We start from the raw sequence: 18,835 nt of genomic DNA, 5'->3' as shown, positions 1-18,835 counted from the left end.
ATATTCATCGCATCACCCCTTTAATCACTTATGAAAGCATTGCATACGCATGCTGTTGCGTAAACTTCTCCAGTCGAATTTCTGCGAACTCATATGACACATTGAATGCCTTTTGAATCTCCCAAATCGCCTTTTTTCGATTACGTGGTAAATCCAAATCACGTAGCATAAATGTTGGTACGCAAAAATGATACATAAAACTTTCTGCCTGCCACTCTTGTAGTCTCATAAACAACGGATGCATATTCAGCTGGTTACCGCTGTGTCGTAAAAAATGGCAGATTTCATGTCCAAATTCCATCCATTCTTCTCTTGCTGTACCCCTTACAAGGATTATTTCATTATCAAACCTAAACGAGTTTTCTTTATAGACAATCTCGACGTTTAACTCTTTAGCTATTAGCAGCATGTTCATTTCCGACGGTTTTGTTATTCCGATAGACTTATATAAATCATAAATATAATCTTCTAGAAGTGAGTACAAGTGATAACCTCCTTGTAGAGAATGTATGTTTGGTGTATTGGGTAAAAGAGTAGGTGTACATAAATGCACACCTTGAAAGATAACTTTGCGTTCTCTTCGAAAAATTACTCTTTATCAAAATTAATAATCATTCCGACTGATGTTATCCCAGATGATCCTGGATAAGTGAAAGACACTTTGTAACCATTTTCAATGTATAGACCTCTTCCTTCACTTAAAGCAGTCCCGTATCCTCTAACATAGTCCCCTGCATCTAACCCTAGTGTTTTAATAATTGATAAACCCGCTTTATAACCTTCTCCTTCAAATTCTTCAAATGGCTCACTTTTATCTATAACCAAATGATACCCCGATAGCTTTTCACCGTCTTTGTATTTAGCATCAATATAATAACTATCCGATTCGTAAAGTTGTTGCCAACCCATATTTTCCACTTCTTCTATTTCAATATCTCCGAATTCATCCATTACCAATTCCGGAACATCGTCCTTGAGTGCTCTTTGATTGAATTCCTTCGTGAACTCTTCTAATTCATCGACCCCGCATGCAACTAAAAATAACATCGACATTACCAATACAAATATAAGTCGTTTCAACTTTATCACCTCATTTTTATTTTTTATTTTGACTTACCTTAAATTTAATATAATCATACACTTCTTTCATTCCTTCAGCATCCAGCGATTCTAGGTCCTTAAACATTAGATCAATGTCAGGGAATTCAGTTGCAATCCTACTCATATAAAAAGATTTATCCTCTTTAAGAGTTTCTGGGTAATTGACAACCGTTTGACCTAATATGTAATCGGTTGTCACTTCGAAAAAGTCGGCGAACTTTCTTACTTGATCAATGTCTGGTTTTCTAGTTCCGTTTTCGTAGCCAGAAATAGTTGATTCGGCAAGATTAAACCTTTCTCCGAATTCCTTCATCGTCATTTTCTTACTTTTTCTTAATTCTCTCAATCTAGATCCGAACACCATAATCACCTACCTAATACTTTTATTATACTTTGCGTTGTGCGAATTTCAAATAAAAATCAAAAACTTTGCAATATGCGTTGACACTTTGCGTTATGCATTGTATTATATGTATAACAACTCGAAACGAGAAGTTGAAAGGAGTGAATTTACATGAGTTTATTGAGAAAAGCGCGACTAGCGACAGGTCTTAGTTTAGAAGATTCAGCAAAAATGGTAGGGATACCGGCTGGTTATCTTTCGCAAATAGAAAACGGCAAGAGACAAGTTAGTTCTGAAAGAGCTTCGCAAATCGCGTCGGTTTACCAAGTGGTAAGAGAGGAAATTTTTTTACCTAGTCGCTACGCGGTACGCGAAGTTTCAGAAAATTGTAAAGAAGTCGTCTAAAAATAAATACCTCACATCCAGCAACGAAAGTTCGAACGAGCGGAGTACGCCACGACCTTCAATATGAAGCGAGCGACAGCAATAGCCAACGCGAAGACGTCGAACTTTGATTGGTGGGTGTGAAGGCTAAGAAAGGAGAGGGGTAAATGCTAACTGTAGAGTTCGACTATGAAAAGCTTGCAGAAGCAATGCGTCCAGTAGTGCGCGAAGAAATACAAGAAATGATGAAGAGTAAATCCGAATCGCAAGAGTGGCCTCCACTGTTGACAGTCACGCAACTGAAAGAACTCTTTCACATTAAATCGTGGAAAGCATCTGAGTTGATGGGGCGTCCAGATTTTCCGGTAATACGAGAGGCGGGTGTGCTGATTCACAGGGACAAGCTGTTCGAATGGATTGACCGGCACACAAAGTGGGTGGACGACAATACAAGTTATTTCAAGGTTGGTTAAGCGGCGTTGCTAATCTACTAACTATTAATAGGAGTTGAGAGATGTGGATGCAAAAAACAGAGTTGAGGAATTAGAAAGACGAGTCAATGATCTTGAAAGGAAAGCCACCGCTGTAACGGCGGCTCCTAAAATAACTATTAACATACCTGAAAACTTAAGCGCGAGAGAAACGATAAAACAACTTGAAGATTTCCAAAAAAAATTCGTAAGATCTTTACCAATCAATTTTTGAGTGAGCCATTTTTGTAACCCTCAATCAACGTTTTGAACGTTTCGACACCTTCAATGTACTGGTTGAAGACTTCGCCAATTGACTTGTCTTGTTTTTCGGCAAAAACACTTTGCAACCTAAACATGGCGAGGTCGTGAGCCAGTTGTTCATGAGAAACAGGAATCGAATCCAATTTTTCTTTCATATGTATCACCTCCCTCTATTGTCATTATTCGACAGTGAGGAACGAAATACCTACCAAAAGGAGGAAGTTCAATGAATCAATTAAAAGTAGTTTCTATTAATGGGCAACTAGTTACAGATAGTCGCGATGTTGCAACGATGGTGGATGTTCAACATAAGCATTTATTGGCAGACATTCGTAAGTATAGCGAGATTCTTCACGGACGAGATCTCGGCAGCGAGAAATTCTTCATTGAAAGTACTTATCTAAACAGCAGAAACCAATTACAACCTTGTTACTTACTCACTCGGGTCGGATGCGACATGGTAGCCAACAAAATGACTGGTGAAAAAGGCGTCCTATTTACAGCTGCATATGTTACTAGATTCGAAGATATGGAGAAGTCGTTAAACGCTCCAAAGCCACTTACTGAAAAAGAACAACTTAGAGCGTCGTTGAGATTAAGCCTTGAAACGTCGGAGGATGTTGAGGTCCTTAAAGAAGATGTGGCAGTACTGAAAGACAAGGTGGAGAATCAGATCACACTGGATTACGGGGAGCAACGGGGATTACAAAAGGCTGTTGCGAGAAAGGTGTACGAGCTAGAAGTGCATGAGCAGCTGAGGCCGAAACTGTTCCGTGAAATCTACAGAGAAATCAAGGACAGGTTCGGGGTTGCTTCTTATAAAGATGTGAAGCGGAAGGATCTTCGAGCTGCAGTGAATTATGTGAATGCTTGGATACCACGTAAAGTTTCGTAAAGCGGAGAGGGGCGGGCATGCCCCTTGCACGAAGCGATTTGTAGCGAGGTTGTCGGAGGGGTCGTTCCAACAAGTTAACTTCATTAATTATATTACTAGATTCGAATCGAGAATGTCGGCTCGTTTTGGAACATGTCCGAAAATGGAACATTTGAGAGGGTGAATGACTATGGATATCAGTTTTCTTCGGGAGACCAGAAAAAGAGCTAAATTATCGCAAGAAGATATAGCTCCACTTATGGACCTACCGAGAACAGCTATTACCAAATTAGAAAAAGGGGAAAGGGCGCTTAAGTTTGATGAGGGTGTCAAGTGGATGCAGATAGTGGGAGCACGAATACAAGCGACTGGTACTACCTCTTTGGAATTGGGTGTGGCGATGGTAAATGGTGTGGACATATTAGCGCTGGCGCAGACGTTAACTCAATTCGTTGGCGGCATTATCAAATTCATTTAGGAGGTAACTATGAAACAGACAAACTATCGACGTGATGATATAGCGGACGCACTAGAAACAAAGAGAATGATCCTGCACCAGCTAGAAAAGATTGAAGTGAACTTATGGACGGACGATATTGACGCGGCTATACAACGAACAGCGGACATGCACTTAGCACTCGTAAAGCTTACTCGGATGAAGTCATCAAAACGGGTTGAAAACATCTGTAGCATACTCAATGCACACAATTATGGCGTTCAAATCATAAATTTTAAGCGAAAAAAAGCCGACTGACGTTACCGCGCCAGCCGACAAGAATCTCTCGATACAAACATTATAACACATTGTAGGAGCTTTGGCTCCTATCAAACAATTCGTGAACGAAGATTTCCTCCATCTTCCACGGCAACGTTTGCGGATTGTTTGATGGGATTCAATCATCAGAAAGGATGTGAAATGCGATGTCTATCAAGGTGAAAGATTGGAAACGTCTATCAACCAAGCAAAAACTAGTATTGCTACACTTCGCTTCGCAAAAATAAAAAGGGGTGAGCTAGATGGGTGAATACGCTGAAATGACGTTAGACGGTGAGTTTTGCGAATCCTGCGGCGAATACATGGGTGATGGTCACGGTTACCCCCAAAGATGTGATGGTTGTCACGACGAAATCACAAAGGCTGAACTCGAAAAGGAAATTGAATAAAAATAAACCCACTGCGACAACAGTGGATTCGGGGTTCTTGCTAATACAGTTACCAAGATTATAGTACGGAACCCCTCAAATGACAAGGAGGAGAACACATTGACGGAATTGGAACTATACAAGTTTTGTCAAGATAAAGAAATTGGTTGGCGTGGAGAAAGTTTGATTATGTGGATTAGTCCATCAGAAGTACAAGAGTTTGCTGACTTAATTGATAGATGTAGCGCGGATGACGGAGGACTCGATTGCAAAATTCAGCAGGACGGCACTGTGTGCGTTGATTTGATTGAGTTGTGCGAGGAATACGATATTGATCCAGAAAACATTTTACCTAAGGAGGAACAATGATGAAAGAAATTAAATTGATGAAACTAACTCTTAAGAACTTCAAAGGAGTAAAGGATTTCTCGCTAGAGGTCAACGGTAACGACGTGAGTGTCTATGGTGACAACGCAACAGGTAAAACGACTTTGTACGATGCATTCCTTTGGCTTTTGTTTAATAAAAACAGCCGAAACCAAGCGAAGTTTTCCATCAAGACCATTACGCCGGAAGGTCAAGAAATGAACAACTTGGAACACGAGGTTGAAGCTTCATTTCTAGTAGATGGACAACCCCTCACTTTGAAAAAGGTTCTTTTCGAGGATTGGACTCAAAAGCGTGGGGCGCTAGAAAAAACGTTTAAAGGCAATACAAACGACTATTTCATTGATGATGTGCCGACGCCGGAAAAACAGTACAATACAGCGATTAAAAATCTAGTTGATGAAGAGGTTTTCAAACTTCTGACATCACCTACTTATTTCAACGAACAATTCAAATGGGAAAAGCGCCGTGAAATACTACTAGAAATCACTGGCGACTTAACAGACCAAGAAGTCATTGACGCCAACAAAACACTTCAAGAACTGACTGGCATACTGAACGGCAAAAAAATCGAGGACCATAAAAAGATCATTGCTGCTAAAAAGAAAAAAATCAATGATGAAATCAAAAGCATACCTACACGAATTAGCGAGATTAACAACTTGCTACCAGCAGGAAACATTGACGTTCCTTCTATAGAAAAAGAAATTGCGGGTATCGAGAAAGAAATTGATGGCCATACGGCACAAATTAGCAATATCAAGAACGGTTCAGCCATTGTCGGTAAGCAACAGGAACTACAGCAAGTTGCTTTGGACCTCGAATCCATTAAGCGAGAGCTAGAAGCTGACTCAATCGAAAAAGCGAATAAAGTTAATGCAAAAATCCAAGAGGAACAATCAAACATCTCTATTCTCAAACGCAAGAAAGAGGATGAGGAATACCAGGTTAAACGCAATAATGAAGAATTTGAATCAATCGAAAATAAACTTGTTCCTCTTCGTGAGGAATATAGCGTACTTGAAGCATCTAAATTCACTCATGAAATAGAATGCGTTTGTCCAACTTGCGAACAAGACTTGCCGGCGGATCAAGTGGCAGTGGCGAAAGAAAAGGCGTTGACTGCCTTCAATCTTAAAAAATCACATCGATTAGAAGAAATTCAGGAGTTAGGGAAAGCGGGAGCTGAGAAGAAAGCTGAACTACTTGCCCAGAATAAGAAGTTAGCTAATACAGCGACATCTACGCAGTCCGAAATCGACGCGAAGCAGATTGTCATTGCGAAACTTGAAGCTGAACTAGAAACGCTGAGAGAAGATGTTAAGGGCGCTCGTCAAGATGCTCGATACCAAGAAAATATTCAAAGGCAGACTAAGTTGAATGAGGAAATTAAGGCGCTACAAGAAAACGCCGAGAATGCTGTCGTGGGCATCGAAAACGAAGTTGCTACTCTTCGTGCCAAGCGCTCTGAACTCAATCAGCAAATTGCGCAACAGGCCCATTTCGAGTCATCTATCAAGCGAATTGCCGAACTGGAAGCAAAGCAAGAACAACTCGCAAAAGACTTCGAGAATGTTGAAAAAGAATTGTTCCTTGTTGAGGAGTTCACTCGTATCAAAGTAGAAATGTTGGATGAAAAAATCAATAGCAAGTTCAAATATGCACGGTTCAAACTGACTCATAAACAGGTGGATGGAACGTTAGTCGATGTATGCGAAACGACTTACAACGGCGTGCCTTATGGCTCTGGTCTTAACAATGCGGCGAAGATTAATGTCGGCTTAGACATCATCCAGACGCTTTCCGAGCATTACGGATTCAGAGTGCCAGTGTTTATTGATAACGCAGAAGCTGTTACTCGCTTAACTGATATGGATGCACAGGTTATCAGTCTGGTTGTTTCAGAGAAGGACAAGCAGTTACGGATTGAAACGCTGACCAACGACATGAAGGAGGCTATCTAATATGACAAATCAAATACAGCAAACGCAAAGCCAAGCGCCAGCCGAAACGAACAAACAAAACGCACTCGTGACCAAGGTTGCCGAAAAAGTCCAAAGCATGGTTGAAAACAACCAAATCAACATTCCGGAAAACTACTCAATCGTCAATGCGGTTCAAGCAGCATATTTCAAATTAACGGAAGTGGATTTCAAAAAGAAAACATCATTAATCGACAGCGCAACACCCGATAGTGTCGCTTTCTCTTTGCAAGACATGGCAATCCAAGCATTGAGTGTCGCAAAGAATCAAGGTTACTTCATCGTTTACGGCGACAAAATGCAATTCACTCGATCTTATCACGGAACACAAGCAGTCATTAAGCGAATGAGTGGCGTTAAAGACATCTGGGCGAACGTCATTTGGAAGGGTGAAACGTTTGACGTTGAATACAACGAGCGTGGACAACTAGCCTTTAAAGCTCACCAAGTAGATTGGAAGGCGGCTACAGGCAACAAGGATGATATCGAAGGCGCTTACTGCATCATCGAACGGGACGACGGCGTACAGTTCCTAACAGTTATGACGATGGATGAAATTAAAACATCATGGTCGCAATCAAGCATGGCAACAGTACAAAACAAATACCCGCAGGAAATGGCGAAGAGAACTGTCATTAACCGGGCATCCAAGGCATTCATAAACACTTCGGACGATAGCGATCTGTTTATCGGTGCAATTAATCGTACTACTGAAAATGAGTTCGAGAATGAGCGTAAAGAGGTTAACCCTGAGTACGAAATTCGACAGAATGCTAATACCGAGGAGTTAGATATTCAGCCAGAACCACAGGTTATCGAAATGCCAGTTAAAAATCCTAAAAAGGAACCGGTGCAGAAGCAGGAAGAATCAGAACAACAAACTATATTCGAACAGCCAACACAACCAACAACAAACGGACCAGGCTTCTGATGAACATCCGAACAATCGCTACAGGATCCACAGGAAACTGCTACTTAATTGACGATGGACAAACCCGGCTCTTAATTGAGCTGGGGATCCAGTTTAAAAAGATTCAACGGGCATTAAACTATGAAACTACGAAAATAGCAGCATCTTTAATCAGTCACAGTCACCAAGACCATTGTAAAGGTGTGCAGGGTGCACTTGATGCTTCGATGGATGTTTACGTGTCAGAGGCAACTAAGAACGAAATAGGGATAGAGCATAACCGAATTAGGCGGTTTGAAAACAAGAAGCAGTTCAGAGTTGGAACGTTTACTATTTTACCTTTTGATGTGAAGCACGATGTCGAGAATCACGGCTTTCTGATTCAAAGTGATGCAGGCGCTCGCTTACTCTTCGCTACTGACACTTATTACGTCAAGTATAGGTTCAAAAACGTCACTCATTTGATGATTGAGTGCAACTATTCCGATGCTCTTCTCGAGCGGAACGTGTCGAGCGGTCGAGTACATGAGTTCCTAAGCAGACGAATAAGAGCTTCACATTTCAGCTTAGAAAACGTTTTGGAATTTCTGAAAGCTAACGATTTATCGCGAGTCCAAGAGATTCATTTGCTTCACTTAAGTGACACCAACAGCGATGAAGAACTATTCAAAAGAACGGTGCAACAAGCGACTGGAAAGCTTGTAATAGTACCTTAACACTAGTCATGCAAAAGGATGTGAGGTGAGTGGCAAGCCCGCAAAAAGAAAATGGTTTTACAGGAATAGCTAATGAAATATTGGAAGCGGTTCAGAAGTACAAATTTTCGTTAAATGAAATGAAAATAATTATGTGCGTATGGAGATTCACATATGGATTCAATCGTAAATCCCATGCAATGTCACTATCTTTTCTTGAAAATCATACAGGTTTGAGTAGGAGTCGGATAAATGCTTCTTTAAAGAAATTAATTGAGGATAATGTGCTTAAAAAAGTGGAATACGGGGATGCGAAGCGTACCAATTCTTACAAATTCAACAAACACTATAACACTTGGGGAATCGAAAAATATGCATCGTTTACTAGTGTACAAGACGTTACTGTCACTAGTGTACAAATTGATACTAGTAATGGTGTACAAAATGAAACTACCACTAGTGTACAAGACGTTACTGTCACTAGTGTACAAATTGATACCCAAGAAAGAAAGGTTAAAGAAATACTAAATAAAGATATAAAGACAGAGGAAAAGAAAGACGCCGTTGAAGATGATTCATCAGAAAATTATCTTCGTAAGTTATTAAATCGTTTTGTAGAATTGCGTGCATTCGGATTTGATTTCAAACCCGCTGACTTGAATGCCGCAAAAGAAATTCAAGCTGCAGGCGTTCCGCTCTTGGAAGCTATTAGCAGCTTGGAAGAATCGTTCAGGAATTACAACCCTCGACACGCAAGGGATCGGATTCACTCGTTGTCGTATTGCGTTGGATTTATTCTTGACCGACATTTCCCTGCGCAGAACAAATCAAGAAAATCTACACGAGAAGAAATTACACCCGAATGGTTCGGGAAAGAGGAACGCGCCGTCCCTGTTGCGCGAGTATCAGACATTGACATCGAACGTGAACGACAGCAACTACTACAGGAGTTGAGAGGAGAGAAAACGGTATGAAAATGCGAGAAATATTATATAACCATCACGAATTAATAACGGTGCATGGCGTCACGGAGGGACCTAACGGCGATTCGTTTATCGACATGGACTATCAATCTCTTGTCAGTTTTCTAGCGGTTAAAAGGGCGGTGGCGGAATGACGAAAAATCAAACATGCCCTTATTGCGGTCATGTAGAGGAACCGAACAACAGTATTTGGGATGAGGAAGGAGATTCTCACCATTGCACAAACAGATTGTGCGGCAGAAAGTACTACGTACGACCACAATATCAATTTCTTGGTTTCGAAGTGGACAAGTATTGCAATAAATGCGAGGAATTCGAAGAACATGGCGCATGTTATTGCGATGATGAGGATCCGCGAGAAGTTGTTGAGGGGTTAGCGTTGGAGGGATTGGTATGACTGAAAGCTTTTACGTTTACGAAACACAACATAAACCGGTCAATACGCTCGAACGTGCGACAAGTGCGGAAAAGGCATGAATGAGGGTTACTTACACGATATAGGGGACGACACATATTGTTCCTCCGATTGCTTGTTTGATGACGTTGGACTTGGAATTGCTAGTGAAATGTTGGAGTCTGGGGTTGTTTTCTGGACTACCTGGTATGACGAAGTGGAGGGAATGGCGTGAGGGAGAGTAATTTTCGTGGGAAGGCAATCATGACACCAACCGAATTGGATTACTTAGGGATTCGTCACAACAAAGGCTGGGTGTATGGAAATTTGATAGCCAACAGCGGAAAACCTTATATTGTCGGTGATATCGAAGAAGCAACAGATGAATATTTAAATCATGAATTTTGGGTTGCTGTTGAACCAGAATCAGTCGGGCAATTCATTGGTTTAAAGGACAGGAACGGTCGCGGGATTTACGAGAAGGACATTGTTAAGTTTAGTGGCAGTCGTCATCGAGTCGCTTGGTCGGATAGATATTGTGGATACAGATTATTCGGCTCTCACGCGAGTTACGGGATGAATAATTACCACAAGCTTGATTACGTGGTCGTGGGAGATCATTTCGAAAATCCAGAGTTGCTGGAGGTGGCGGAATGAAGATGAGCAAACTCAACGTTGGTGACGTATTCGTGAAAGGGAATAACGAAAGGTTGTTCAGGGGATTATCCAGTGACGGCATCATAGTTTTTTACCAAACCAAAACAGACATCAGAAGGAAAAGGGTAACAGGTGTCCGTATAGATGTTTTTGAAGAGTGGCTTGATGGGGCGAAGTTGAAAGAAGAGGTGACGACATGATTAACCGTGTCGTTTTAGTTGGCAGAATCACCAAGGACTTAGAACTCAAATATTCGCAATCTGGCGTTGCGGTTTGCCGTTTCAATCTAGCGGTCAATCGAACTTTCAAAAATGCGAATGGAGAGCAAGAAGCCGACTTCCCTAGCATTCTAACGTTTCGCAAGACGGCGGAAAACGTAGCAAATCATCTTCATAAAGGTTCATTGGTTGGAATCGACGGGAGAATTCAAACAGGAAGTTATGAAAAAGATGGTGTTCGGGTTTATACCACGGAAATTCTAGCAGACTCGGTCCAATTTCTCGAACCGAGAAATAGTAATACAGGGAATACGCCTACCAATCAATCTAACGGCGGTCAACAGTACGGGAATACGAATACACCAAACTATCAGCAGGGCGGTCAGAATCGACAGGAAACAACGCAGAATGACCCATTTGATACACCACCAAGCTACGGGGACGATTCATTACCGTTTTAATCTATGAAACTTTGAAAGTGAGGGGTCAAAGTGGATAACGACGAATGGCAATGGCAGCAGGAAAACGCGAAGTTACGGAAAGAAAATGCGGAATTGAAAAGGAAACTAGCAACCTGCTTAGTGGGTGAAATAGGCGAGAGAAAAGCGTCGGATAAACAAATATTCACCAAGCAGCAGACGGCATTTATGAAAGATAACGGGCTGAATTACCACAAAGTTTACAAGCTGACTCATCGGTACAACTCGGTTGAGGATGCGCTTATTGAAGTATTGGAGGGGACGATATGAACTTAGGGAAATTGTTTGAAATGCAGGAGACGTTCGATGCTCGAGTTATCGCTAGAAAGCGACTCGAGGGGCGTAATCTGTTGCCGGAAAAGTTTTTGGCTTTGCGTACCGAATTAGGAGAGTTTGCAAATGAGATGCCTCAAACGTTTAAATTCTGGTCCAACAAGAAAAATGATAATGAAAAAGCGCTGGTTGAATATGTCGATTGTCTGCATTTCATCTTGTCAATTGGCTTGGAATTACAAGTAAGCATCAAAGATTTAGAAGTGGCAACTAAGGAATTCGGATGCGTCGCCAGGACGGATGTGCAAACGATTAACAACGTATTTACGCATGTAAATGATCTTGAATTAAACGTAATTCACAACAGATATACGGCGGCATGCGAAGAGTACACGGATTTGTTCTTACGTTTCCTTCTACTCGGAACCCACTTCGACTTTTCTTGGGAGCAAGTTGAAGAAAGTTATTATGAGAAAAATGCAATCAACCACGTCAGACAAGCGGAGGGATACTGATGAACGCATGTAATCGTTGTGGACGAGAACTCAAAACGCAGCAATCGATTAAGAATGGATTCGGTCCAGTATGCCAAAAGAAACACGAAGAGGCCGAAGCGGAATTTCTGAAAAAGCAAGTGACAATTGACGAGGAAATCGCTTATCAGGAGAAGGTGGCGAGATGAGGAAAACTTACAGCCGATCACACGCTAACCGTGGGGCGGTTCTTGAAAGATTAATAGACATGACGAATCAGCAGTATCGCAATAAGGGGGTTGCGGACATTCGCAAAATCCCGACGCCGGTGCAGATTACCAAACACAATGGTCGGACAGTCACGGGATACACGACAAAAGGTGAATGGGTTGATTATGTAGGTGTTCGCGACGGAAAAACAATCGTATTCGATGCCAAGGAAACGTCCAATAGAACAAGTTTCCCATTAGATAATATTTCAGAGCATCAGTATGAAATATTGAATTCGTGGCATGAGAAAGGTGCACAATCGTTCCTACTCGTTTCTTTTACTAAATTGGATGAAGTATACCTGTTGCCTGCAAAGCTCCTACAACTCTACTGGGAGGATGCTAGAAATGGCGGCAGGAAGTCAATTCCTTATGTTGTTTTTGTTACAGAGTGCGACTTAATCAAATCGGACAAGGGATACGTTCTGCATTATCTTAAATCAGTTTAAGGGGATGAGGAGATGGGCGAGTATTTTACAACGAGGGTAAAGCGTGGGAGCAAGGAAGATCTCGACAAACGAGTCGCGGAGCTTGTAGCAGACGGTTTCGAAGTAGTAGGCGTTCATAACGAATCTGAAACGCGGAAAATGTTTGATTTGAATCCAGATTCGCGAGGCCCAAAGAAAAAGTTCGCTAATGATTTCACGACACATAAATACGTAGCTGTTTTACGCAGAAAGAACACGAGGGTCCACGCATGAACGCTGTCATTGTTGACAGTCGCACGCCTTGGATGATTAAAGAGGACGAGCAGATGGCTTGTATGACCAGATGTCGGTTGTACAAGCATTGTGAAAGTCGGATGGGTAGTAAGTGCAAGAAGCTCGGTGGAAGCGAGATACCCAAGTTAAGAGAGCGTGAAAGCAAATGACGGAAATCACGTTGTTTGAAGGGTTTACATTTATATTTACGGCAGGATTGATCGCGGTAGGGTGTTATTGGCTGGGGCTGAAGGCTGGGCAGAGTCGGGAGTAAGTCGTATAAGACACATAAAGCGAAGGAGTGATATTTATGGAAAAGCTTAAAAGGATAAATGAATTATGGCATGAGATTGATGTTAAAGAGAGCGAACTTGCCGATTTAATGGCAGAGTTTGAGGGCGAAGAAGTCGAGTGCAAAGGGAAAAAGGGGGTCGTTATCTATATTGACCCACCGAACGAAGTCGCAAAAGTAGACTACATTGACGGAGAAAATGAACTTGTAGATTTTAAAGATATTAAATTAATTTAATATGCAGTACGACTCATTAAGCAATACAGAGAGGGTGAACATAAATGGCATATGTAGCTGTCAATTTAATAACCGGGAAGACGATAGCAGAAGGTGAAACGGTCCCTAGTATTACTCGTCAATTAACTGATGAACAAGCAAGTGGTGAAACGTATATTGGGAAAAGAATTGAATTAGTTCCTACTGTCAAAAATCCAGACTTTTTTTGGATATTTATGAAAGAAAGTACAACTGAATATATGGCCTTTCCCGAAACTCAAATGACAGAAGAACTGAGATGGCAATTAGAAGGACAAGGCTATGATTTAATTGCCGATAGCGTGTTAAAAGGCACTGTGGACACTTATATGAAAGAAATGTATCCATGTTCTGAAAAGCTATATTACAAAGTAAAGCCTATTTCATTCAAATCGGCCAAAGAGTTTGTTACTAAACATCATAGACATCATAAAGCGCCACAAGGACATAAATATTCAATAGCTTTAACAGATGGTGATTCAGTCATAGGAGTAGCAATAGCAGGTCGTCCTGTAAGTCGTCATCTCGACGATGGTATTACGATAGAGGTCACTAGATGCTGTGTGCTACCTGGATTTAAAAATGCTGTTTCAAAGCTATACGCTGCAATCGTTAATGCAGCTAAAGCAATGGGTTACAGTAAAGTAATCACATATACATTGTGCGAAGAAAACGGCGTCTCAATGAAAGGTGCAGGCTTTAAACGTGAAGCAAGATCTCCAGGAGGTACATGGGATAGTCATAGTCGCCCTAGAATCGATAAGCACCCAACTGTACCTAAATATAGATGGTCCAAGGTATTAAATTAATTCACATTCCGATCATAAATAGACATAAAAAAGATCATCATAAAAGATGATCTGCGACGTAAGCGACTGCGAATAGAAATAATGCGCCACAAGCTAACGCAATAACTGGCGCTCCTATGTCATTCCAAATGCCTTTGATAAAGTTTTCCATTTTAACCTCCGAAAATAATTTATTTGTTATTAATACGAATTGAAGCGATAAGAAGTTTCATTTATTCGAAAATATTTTAGATATCGATTTATACGAGAGTGAGTTGTTGAACAGCTCGTTTGTTAGGTGCTGACTTTCAGACACACAAGGAGGAAGAGGTATGACTTTAAGCCAAGAACAGATAAACGTTGATTTGTTTGACGAGGTTAAGAGGTTGCAAAAAGAAATTGAAACGCTAGCGATGGTGGCTGGTGATAGCGAGAATGAATTGGTTAAGTTGAGGGATAAATATAAGCGATTGATTGAAGTCCACAAGGAATTGGTCATCCAAGAAAATGCTATGCAGGCCCATTATCAACTAGCATTTAAAAGCATGCAAAAGTACAAGAAGTGTTGCGACGATATCACGGCAGCCATGAACACGGAGCGCCCAGCCGAGGAAAAAACTAAAGAAGTGCGGCGGATATTGGAGCAATCAAAATGATAGCGGCGCAGGAAAATAAATACGTGCTGTTTGAAAACGCCGCGGTTAAATGGGTGTGGAAAGAGTGGGAGTTAATCCGATTCAGAGACATGTGGAATGCGGGCGAACCAATTAATGTGATTGCTAAAGCGTTGAAGACGAATCAGCGGAGTATTGGCTTGCTCATACAAGATCAGGCGGAAGAAGATTTTATCAAGCAACGGCGGATGGGATTGGGGGTGTGAACGTGGAATTGAAAAACACTTATGTAATACGTACTGATGATAACGATTTTAGGCGGGCGTTAGATGAGTTTTTGTCCAATCACTGCAAAGAACATGATGCAAATGCAGCGGTATTCGAATTAAGCGAAAAAGGCGCTAATGAAGTTATGGAAATTGTTTTTGAGTAAGAAAAAAAGAACCGGATTCCTCCAGTCCTCTAGGCAAGGATATTATACCACATAGGAGGGGTCCTGTTGGATAACGAAAAGAAGATTGAGCAGTTGCTCAAAGATTATCATTGGATGATCAACAGCGTGGCAATGATGCGTGAGGGGTTAAAAGAAGTCGGTGGTAGTTTTACAGCTCAATACGGATTGGAAGCAGCTATGCCAAAAGCGGCGGGCGGGCATAGTGATCCAATCTACCAGGAGTTTAACAGAAGGGAAAAACGGTGGAAGAAGATTAGCGACTACGAACGGAAAATTAAGATGGTGCAGGATAAGATCCATTTGATTACGATTGATAGAGAAATTGAAGTGCTCCACTGGTTACTTGAAGGAAAAAGCATGCGTTGGATTGGTAGTCACATGGGATTATCGGACAGGCATATCGGGAGAATCAAGGATACGGTAATACGCAGGATGTCGTAAATGTCGCATATGTCGGATAGGTCGGAGAAATGACGGATATATATTCCATTCTGTATACTTAAAGGCAGGTTCGGGGAGTTGGGTGGTCTTTGGGTGCGAGAGTACACTTTGGCTACTGGCTCCCTGAATACGGGTAGTAAGGACGTGTTGGCACTGGTGGCTAATCTATAGTTAAGGATTAGCGTAAGATGTGATTGGCGCGCATGTTCTCGACATGAAGGAAAGCATCTGGTGAGCCGTGGAAAGCTTGTCAGATGTTTTTTTATACTTTGAAAACTATGCATCATACAGTCATAAAAAAATCGAGCACTGATAGGTAAACGGCTACCTACAGAATGCATAAGGACTGGATATGGTGTGTAGTTTTGAGAATATAAAGGATTTACACCTTTCTTGGCGAATGATGTCATGAAGGAGTTGAGTGGAATGAATAAAAATGAAGTTGAAACTATGATCCGAGATATCGAAAGGAAGACGCTGACAGCGATGAATAGCGGATTTCATTTCAAGCAAGATCAGGGTGGAGAGTTTACCAGGATTTTCGAATTCTATAAGTCGCAGATAAAGTCGATTGAATCTAGCGGAAAAGCCGAGGGCGAAGCGGCAAGATTGTTAGAATCATTAATGTCTCATCCAGACTTTCTGAATGATGAACCAATTTTGTTTAGTCATGAATTCAGCGGGAGAATCGGGAGTATGGCAAGGGTTGTTGATAAGTATCTCGAAAGATAAGCACCCTACGGGGTGCTTTTTTCACGCCTAAAAATAACGGAGGTGGACGGTGATGTGATGTGTCTAACTGGGAAGAGATTCAGAGAGAATGGGAAACGACAAAAATAACGCTTGCTGCATTGGCTGAAAAGCATGATGTGAAACTTGGTACGTTGAAGAGTAGGAAAAGTCGTGACAAGTGGTCGAAGGATGCCATTAAAAAAGATGCAACCAAACAACCGAAAAAAGATGCATCCGTAAAGAAGGTTGCAACCATAAAAGAAGTCTTTGTAGAGTCGGATGATTTAACCGATAAGCAGAGGCTTTTTTGTATTTACTACATTAAGTACTTCAATGCTACTAAGGCTTACCAGAAGGCTTACGAGTGCGACTACGTATCTGCGATGTCCAACGGGAACAGGATGATTAGAAATGATAAGGTTTCTGCTGAAATAGACAGGATGCGCAACGAAGCACTAAGTGAGAAGAAGATAAGTGCTGATGACATTTTGCAGAAGTACATCGACATCGCCTTTGCTGACATTACTAACTTTGTTGAGTTTGGTTCAGAAGAAAGAAATGAATTGGATGAAGACGGAAACGTTCTCCTCGATGAAAACGGTAAACCTATAACTTATTTGTATTCATATGTGAATTTTAATGAATCGGATGATGTTGATGGAACCATCATTACAGAGGTTAAAAAAGGCAAAGATGGCGTGTCCGTTAAGTTAGCTGACAAGATGAAGGCTTTAGAAATGTTGGCTAAGTTCACCGACCTTCTATCTGATGGCGATAAGAAGCGCTTGCAGGAAGAGAAGTTGAAAGCAGATACAGCGAAATCCAAAGCGGAAGTCCACAAGATTACTAACGAAAACAAACAAGTCGCTCCACCAACAATCACGATCGTTGACGCTTGGAGTGATGACGATGAGTAAGGTTACGATTGATATACAGAAGAATGTCAATCCTCACTTTAAGCCTGTGTGGAAGACGAAGAAGCCATACAACATATTACGCGGTGGTCGTAACTCATTTAAGTCATCTGTTATTGCATTGCAGCTTGTTTACATGATGTTGGGGTATATTCGAAAAGGCGAAAAGGCTAATGTCGTTGTTATCCGTAAGGTAGGGAACACGATACGTGATTCGGTCTATCTAAAGATGCAATGGGCGTTGGGTAAGTTCGATATACTGAATCAATTCAAATGCACTGTGGCTCCATTCAAGATTACTCACATTGGTACAGGTTCGACATTTTATTTCTACGGCTCAGATGACTTCGCAAAGCTGAAATCAAACGACATCGGCAACATCATTGCTGTCTGGTATGAAGAAGCGGCAGAGTTCGGCGGTCCAGAAGAGTTTGACCAGACGAATGTTACATTTATGAGGCAGAAACACGAATTAGCCAGCTTTGTTGCTATTTTCTGGTCATATAACCCACCAAGGAATCCATACCACTGGATCAATGAGTGGTCTGACGGAATGGTTGGTGAAGATGATTATCTGGTGCATCACTCAAGTTATAAAGATGATGAACTCGGATTCGTTACTGAACAGATGCTTGCAGACATTGAGCGGATAAAGAAGAATGACTTTGATTATTACCGTTATATCTATCTGGGCGAGCCTGTAGGACTCGGAAACAACGTTTATAACATTAATCTTTTCAAGCCATTGAAGGAATTGCCGAGCGACGACAGGATCATCGGGCTTTATTATTCGATTGATGGTGGTCATGCGCAGTCAGCAACGACTTATGGCTTTTATGGACTAACTGCCAAAGGTAACGTTATTTTGCTAAACACTTATTATTATAGTCCTGCTGGTAAGGCTAATAAAAAGGCGCCTAGTGTATTGTCCAAAGACTTGAACGAATTTATAACCAAAACGTCTACGCAACAGTTCTGGAAAGGTTCACGTATCATGAAGCGAACGATTGACAGTGCGGAAGCAGCGCTACGTAATCAGTATTATGCAGATTATGGACAACATCTAATGCCAGTAGCAAAGAAAAATAAAGTAGATATGATTGACTATCCTACGGACTTGTTAGCGCAAGGCCGTTTTTATTATCTTGAAAATCCATATCCAATAAATATGCCGCATGCTGACAGTAATGAAATATTTATAGAGGAACATAAAAAGTTTTCATGGGACGAAAAGACGTTGCACACAGATAACCCGAAAGTCATTGAGGTTGATGATCATACGTGTGACCAATTCATATACCTATGTTTGTCGAATGCAAGAGACTTCAGATTGAAAGTCTAGGAG

Annotated in this window: 35 protein-coding genes; 31 read left to right on the top strand and 4 right to left on the bottom strand. The window is 41.3% G+C overall.

Annotated features, from left to right (window positions below; genetic code table 11):
* Nucleotides 1-28 precede the first annotated feature (28 nt).
* From MKZ10_RS15975 to MKZ10_RS15965, 3 genes are all read right to left on the bottom strand, one after another.
* Nucleotides 29-484: an ImmA/IrrE family metallo-endopeptidase gene (locus MKZ10_RS15975; RefSeq protein ID WP_342505909.1), complete on the bottom strand. Its 456-nt coding sequence runs from the start codon at nucleotides 482-484 to the stop codon at nucleotides 29-31.
* A 104-nt stretch (nucleotides 485-588) separates the two neighbouring features.
* Nucleotides 589-1,080, bottom strand: a complete 492-nt coding sequence (locus tag MKZ10_RS15970; RefSeq protein ID WP_342505908.1) for a hypothetical protein — start codon at nucleotides 1,078-1,080, stop codon at nucleotides 589-591.
* 16 nt (nucleotides 1,081-1,096) lie between these two features.
* Nucleotides 1,097-1,447 carry a helix-turn-helix transcriptional regulator gene (locus MKZ10_RS15965; RefSeq protein ID WP_342505907.1) on the bottom strand — a complete coding sequence of 117 codons (351 nt, stop codon included), beginning with the start codon at nucleotides 1,445-1,447 and terminating at the stop codon, nucleotides 1,097-1,099.
* A 168-nt stretch (nucleotides 1,448-1,615) separates the two neighbouring features.
* On the opposite strand from MKZ10_RS15965, the gene MKZ10_RS15960 reads away from it, so the two are divergent.
* The 3 genes from MKZ10_RS15960 to MKZ10_RS15950 all read left to right on the top strand — a co-directional run bounded on the left by MKZ10_RS15960 (nucleotide 1,616) and on the right by MKZ10_RS15950 (nucleotide 2,533).
* Nucleotides 1,616-1,849: a helix-turn-helix transcriptional regulator gene (locus MKZ10_RS15960; protein ID WP_342505906.1), complete on the top strand. Its 234-nt coding sequence runs from the start codon at nucleotides 1,616-1,618 to the stop codon at nucleotides 1,847-1,849.
* A gap of 146 nt (nucleotides 1,850-1,995) precedes the next feature.
* A complete protein-coding gene (locus MKZ10_RS15955; RefSeq protein WP_342505905.1) occupies nucleotides 1,996-2,301 on the top strand; it encodes a DNA-binding protein in 306 nt (101 codons plus the stop codon).
* A 43-nt stretch (nucleotides 2,302-2,344) separates the two neighbouring features.
* The gene (locus MKZ10_RS15950) at nucleotides 2,345-2,533 is read left to right on the top strand and encodes a hypothetical protein (protein WP_342505904.1); all 189 of its coding nucleotides are present in this window, start codon (nucleotides 2,345-2,347) and stop codon (nucleotides 2,531-2,533) included.
* Here the strand turns inward: MKZ10_RS15950 and MKZ10_RS15945 are convergent.
* Nucleotides 2,523-2,717 (bottom strand): hypothetical protein, encoded by a 195-nt coding sequence (locus MKZ10_RS15945; RefSeq protein ID WP_342505903.1) that lies wholly within the window; start codon nucleotides 2,715-2,717, stop codon nucleotides 2,523-2,525. The two genes, MKZ10_RS15950 and MKZ10_RS15945, sit on opposite strands and share 11 nt — an antisense overlap.
* A 71-nt stretch (nucleotides 2,718-2,788) precedes the next feature.
* Between MKZ10_RS15945 and MKZ10_RS15940 the strand changes: the two genes are divergently transcribed.
* The 28 genes from MKZ10_RS15940 to MKZ10_RS15805 all read left to right on the top strand — a co-directional run bounded on the left by MKZ10_RS15940 (nucleotide 2,789) and on the right by MKZ10_RS15805 (nucleotide 18,832).
* Nucleotides 2,789-3,457, top strand: a complete 669-nt coding sequence (locus tag MKZ10_RS15940) for a Rha family transcriptional regulator (RefSeq protein ID WP_342505902.1) — start codon at nucleotides 2,789-2,791, stop codon at nucleotides 3,455-3,457.
* A 169-nt stretch (nucleotides 3,458-3,626) separates the two neighbouring features.
* Entirely contained in the window at nucleotides 3,627-3,914 is a 288-nt protein-coding gene (locus tag MKZ10_RS15935) for a helix-turn-helix transcriptional regulator (RefSeq protein ID WP_342505901.1), read from the top strand.
* A gap of 9 nt (nucleotides 3,915-3,923) precedes the next feature.
* Complete coding sequence (locus MKZ10_RS15930; protein WP_342505900.1) at nucleotides 3,924-4,190, top strand: hypothetical protein; 267 nt, start codon at nucleotides 3,924-3,926, stop codon at nucleotides 4,188-4,190.
* 263 nt (nucleotides 4,191-4,453) lie between these two features.
* Nucleotides 4,454-4,600 (top strand): hypothetical protein, encoded by a 147-nt coding sequence (locus MKZ10_RS15925; protein WP_342505899.1) that lies wholly within the window; start codon nucleotides 4,454-4,456, stop codon nucleotides 4,598-4,600.
* A 99-nt stretch (nucleotides 4,601-4,699) separates the two neighbouring features.
* A complete protein-coding gene (locus tag MKZ10_RS15920) occupies nucleotides 4,700-4,948 on the top strand; it encodes a hypothetical protein (RefSeq protein WP_342505898.1) in 249 nt (82 codons plus the stop codon).
* On the top strand, nucleotides 4,945-6,930 hold the full coding sequence (locus tag MKZ10_RS15915) for an AAA family ATPase (RefSeq protein WP_342505897.1): 1,986 nt from the start codon (nucleotides 4,945-4,947) through the stop codon (nucleotides 6,928-6,930). Before MKZ10_RS15920 ends, MKZ10_RS15915 begins: the two co-directional genes overlap by 4 nt.
* 1 nt (nucleotide 6,931) lies before the next feature.
* Entirely contained in the window at nucleotides 6,932-7,879 is a 948-nt protein-coding gene (locus MKZ10_RS15910; protein WP_342505896.1) for a recombinase RecT, read from the top strand.
* Nucleotides 7,876-8,574, top strand: a complete 699-nt coding sequence (locus tag MKZ10_RS15905; RefSeq protein ID WP_342510242.1) for an MBL fold metallo-hydrolase — start codon at nucleotides 7,876-7,878, stop codon at nucleotides 8,572-8,574. Before MKZ10_RS15910 ends, MKZ10_RS15905 begins: the two co-directional genes overlap by 4 nt.
* Nucleotides 8,575-8,603: 29 nt before the next feature.
* Nucleotides 8,604-9,527, top strand: coding sequence for a replication protein (locus MKZ10_RS15900; RefSeq protein ID WP_342505895.1), 924 nt, complete (start codon nucleotides 8,604-8,606; stop codon nucleotides 9,525-9,527).
* Nucleotides 9,524-9,670: a hypothetical protein gene (locus MKZ10_RS15895; RefSeq protein WP_342505894.1), complete on the top strand. Its 147-nt coding sequence runs from the start codon at nucleotides 9,524-9,526 to the stop codon at nucleotides 9,668-9,670. Before MKZ10_RS15900 ends, MKZ10_RS15895 begins: the two co-directional genes overlap by 4 nt.
* Complete coding sequence (locus MKZ10_RS15890) at nucleotides 9,667-9,933, top strand: hypothetical protein (RefSeq protein ID WP_342505893.1); 267 nt, start codon at nucleotides 9,667-9,669, stop codon at nucleotides 9,931-9,933. Before MKZ10_RS15895 ends, MKZ10_RS15890 begins: the two co-directional genes overlap by 4 nt.
* Nucleotides 9,934-10,161: 228 nt before the next feature.
* The gene (locus MKZ10_RS15885) at nucleotides 10,162-10,587 is read left to right on the top strand and encodes a YopX family protein (RefSeq protein WP_342505892.1); all 426 of its coding nucleotides are present in this window, start codon (nucleotides 10,162-10,164) and stop codon (nucleotides 10,585-10,587) included.
* Nucleotides 10,584-10,787, top strand: a complete 204-nt coding sequence (locus tag MKZ10_RS15880) for a hypothetical protein (protein WP_342505891.1) — start codon at nucleotides 10,584-10,586, stop codon at nucleotides 10,785-10,787. Before MKZ10_RS15885 ends, MKZ10_RS15880 begins: the two co-directional genes overlap by 4 nt.
* Nucleotides 10,784-11,266, top strand: coding sequence for a single-stranded DNA-binding protein (gene ssb / locus MKZ10_RS15875; protein WP_342505890.1), 483 nt, complete (start codon nucleotides 10,784-10,786; stop codon nucleotides 11,264-11,266). The genes MKZ10_RS15880 and ssb overlap by 4 nt, the downstream gene beginning before the upstream one ends.
* 30 nt (nucleotides 11,267-11,296) lie before the next feature.
* Nucleotides 11,297-11,554 (top strand): hypothetical protein, encoded by a 258-nt coding sequence (locus MKZ10_RS15870; protein ID WP_342505889.1) that lies wholly within the window; start codon nucleotides 11,297-11,299, stop codon nucleotides 11,552-11,554.
* Nucleotides 11,551-12,072 (top strand): dUTP diphosphatase, encoded by a 522-nt coding sequence (locus MKZ10_RS15865; RefSeq protein ID WP_342505888.1) that lies wholly within the window; start codon nucleotides 11,551-11,553, stop codon nucleotides 12,070-12,072. The genes MKZ10_RS15870 and MKZ10_RS15865 overlap by 4 nt, the downstream gene beginning before the upstream one ends.
* Nucleotides 12,072-12,239, top strand: coding sequence for a DUF6011 domain-containing protein (locus MKZ10_RS15860; RefSeq protein WP_342505887.1), 168 nt, complete (start codon nucleotides 12,072-12,074; stop codon nucleotides 12,237-12,239). The genes MKZ10_RS15865 and MKZ10_RS15860 overlap by 1 nt, the downstream gene beginning before the upstream one ends.
* Nucleotides 12,236-12,748 (top strand): Holliday junction resolvase RecU, encoded by a 513-nt coding sequence (locus tag MKZ10_RS15855; RefSeq protein WP_342505886.1) that lies wholly within the window; start codon nucleotides 12,236-12,238, stop codon nucleotides 12,746-12,748. Before MKZ10_RS15860 ends, MKZ10_RS15855 begins: the two co-directional genes overlap by 4 nt.
* Before the next feature lie 12 nt (nucleotides 12,749-12,760).
* Complete coding sequence (locus MKZ10_RS15850; RefSeq protein WP_342505655.1) at nucleotides 12,761-13,000, top strand: hypothetical protein; 240 nt, start codon at nucleotides 12,761-12,763, stop codon at nucleotides 12,998-13,000.
* A 310-nt stretch (nucleotides 13,001-13,310) separates the two neighbouring features.
* The gene (locus MKZ10_RS15845) at nucleotides 13,311-13,529 is read left to right on the top strand and encodes a hypothetical protein (protein WP_342505885.1); all 219 of its coding nucleotides are present in this window, start codon (nucleotides 13,311-13,313) and stop codon (nucleotides 13,527-13,529) included.
* 44 nt (nucleotides 13,530-13,573) lie between these two features.
* Nucleotides 13,574-14,356 carry an XF1762 family protein gene (locus MKZ10_RS15840; protein WP_342505884.1) on the top strand — a complete coding sequence of 261 codons (783 nt, stop codon included), beginning with the start codon at nucleotides 13,574-13,576 and terminating at the stop codon, nucleotides 14,354-14,356.
* Between the two features lie 311 nt (nucleotides 14,357-14,667).
* Nucleotides 14,668-14,991 (top strand): hypothetical protein, encoded by a 324-nt coding sequence (locus MKZ10_RS15835; RefSeq protein ID WP_342505883.1) that lies wholly within the window; start codon nucleotides 14,668-14,670, stop codon nucleotides 14,989-14,991.
* Nucleotides 14,988-15,215: a helix-turn-helix domain containing protein gene (locus tag MKZ10_RS15830; protein ID WP_342505882.1), complete on the top strand. Its 228-nt coding sequence runs from the start codon at nucleotides 14,988-14,990 to the stop codon at nucleotides 15,213-15,215. The genes MKZ10_RS15835 and MKZ10_RS15830 overlap by 4 nt, the downstream gene beginning before the upstream one ends.
* Nucleotides 15,216-15,217: 2 nt before the next feature.
* Nucleotides 15,218-15,382 carry a hypothetical protein gene (locus MKZ10_RS15825; protein WP_342505881.1) on the top strand — a complete coding sequence of 55 codons (165 nt, stop codon included), beginning with the start codon at nucleotides 15,218-15,220 and terminating at the stop codon, nucleotides 15,380-15,382.
* A 66-nt stretch (nucleotides 15,383-15,448) separates the two neighbouring features.
* Nucleotides 15,449-15,844 carry a DNA-binding response regulator gene (locus MKZ10_RS15820; protein ID WP_342505880.1) on the top strand — a complete coding sequence of 132 codons (396 nt, stop codon included), beginning with the start codon at nucleotides 15,449-15,451 and terminating at the stop codon, nucleotides 15,842-15,844.
* Between the two features lie 426 nt (nucleotides 15,845-16,270).
* Complete coding sequence (locus tag MKZ10_RS15815) at nucleotides 16,271-16,576, top strand: hypothetical protein (RefSeq protein ID WP_342505879.1); 306 nt, start codon at nucleotides 16,271-16,273, stop codon at nucleotides 16,574-16,576.
* 59 nt (nucleotides 16,577-16,635) lie between these two features.
* Nucleotides 16,636-17,493 (top strand): terminase small subunit, encoded by an 858-nt coding sequence (locus MKZ10_RS15810; protein WP_342505878.1) that lies wholly within the window; start codon nucleotides 16,636-16,638, stop codon nucleotides 17,491-17,493.
* Nucleotides 17,486-18,832, top strand: coding sequence for a PBSX family phage terminase large subunit (locus tag MKZ10_RS15805; protein WP_342505877.1), 1,347 nt, complete (start codon nucleotides 17,486-17,488; stop codon nucleotides 18,830-18,832). The genes MKZ10_RS15810 and MKZ10_RS15805 overlap by 8 nt, the downstream gene beginning before the upstream one ends.
* Nucleotides 18,833-18,835: the final 3 nt, after the last annotated feature.

Origin of the sequence: Sporosarcina sp. FSL K6-2383, assembly GCF_038618305.1 — a bacterium.
Classification (GTDB): domain Bacteria; phylum Bacillota; class Bacilli; order Bacillales_A; family Planococcaceae; genus Sporosarcina.
This window is presented reverse-complemented; position numbering and strand designations above follow the sequence as displayed.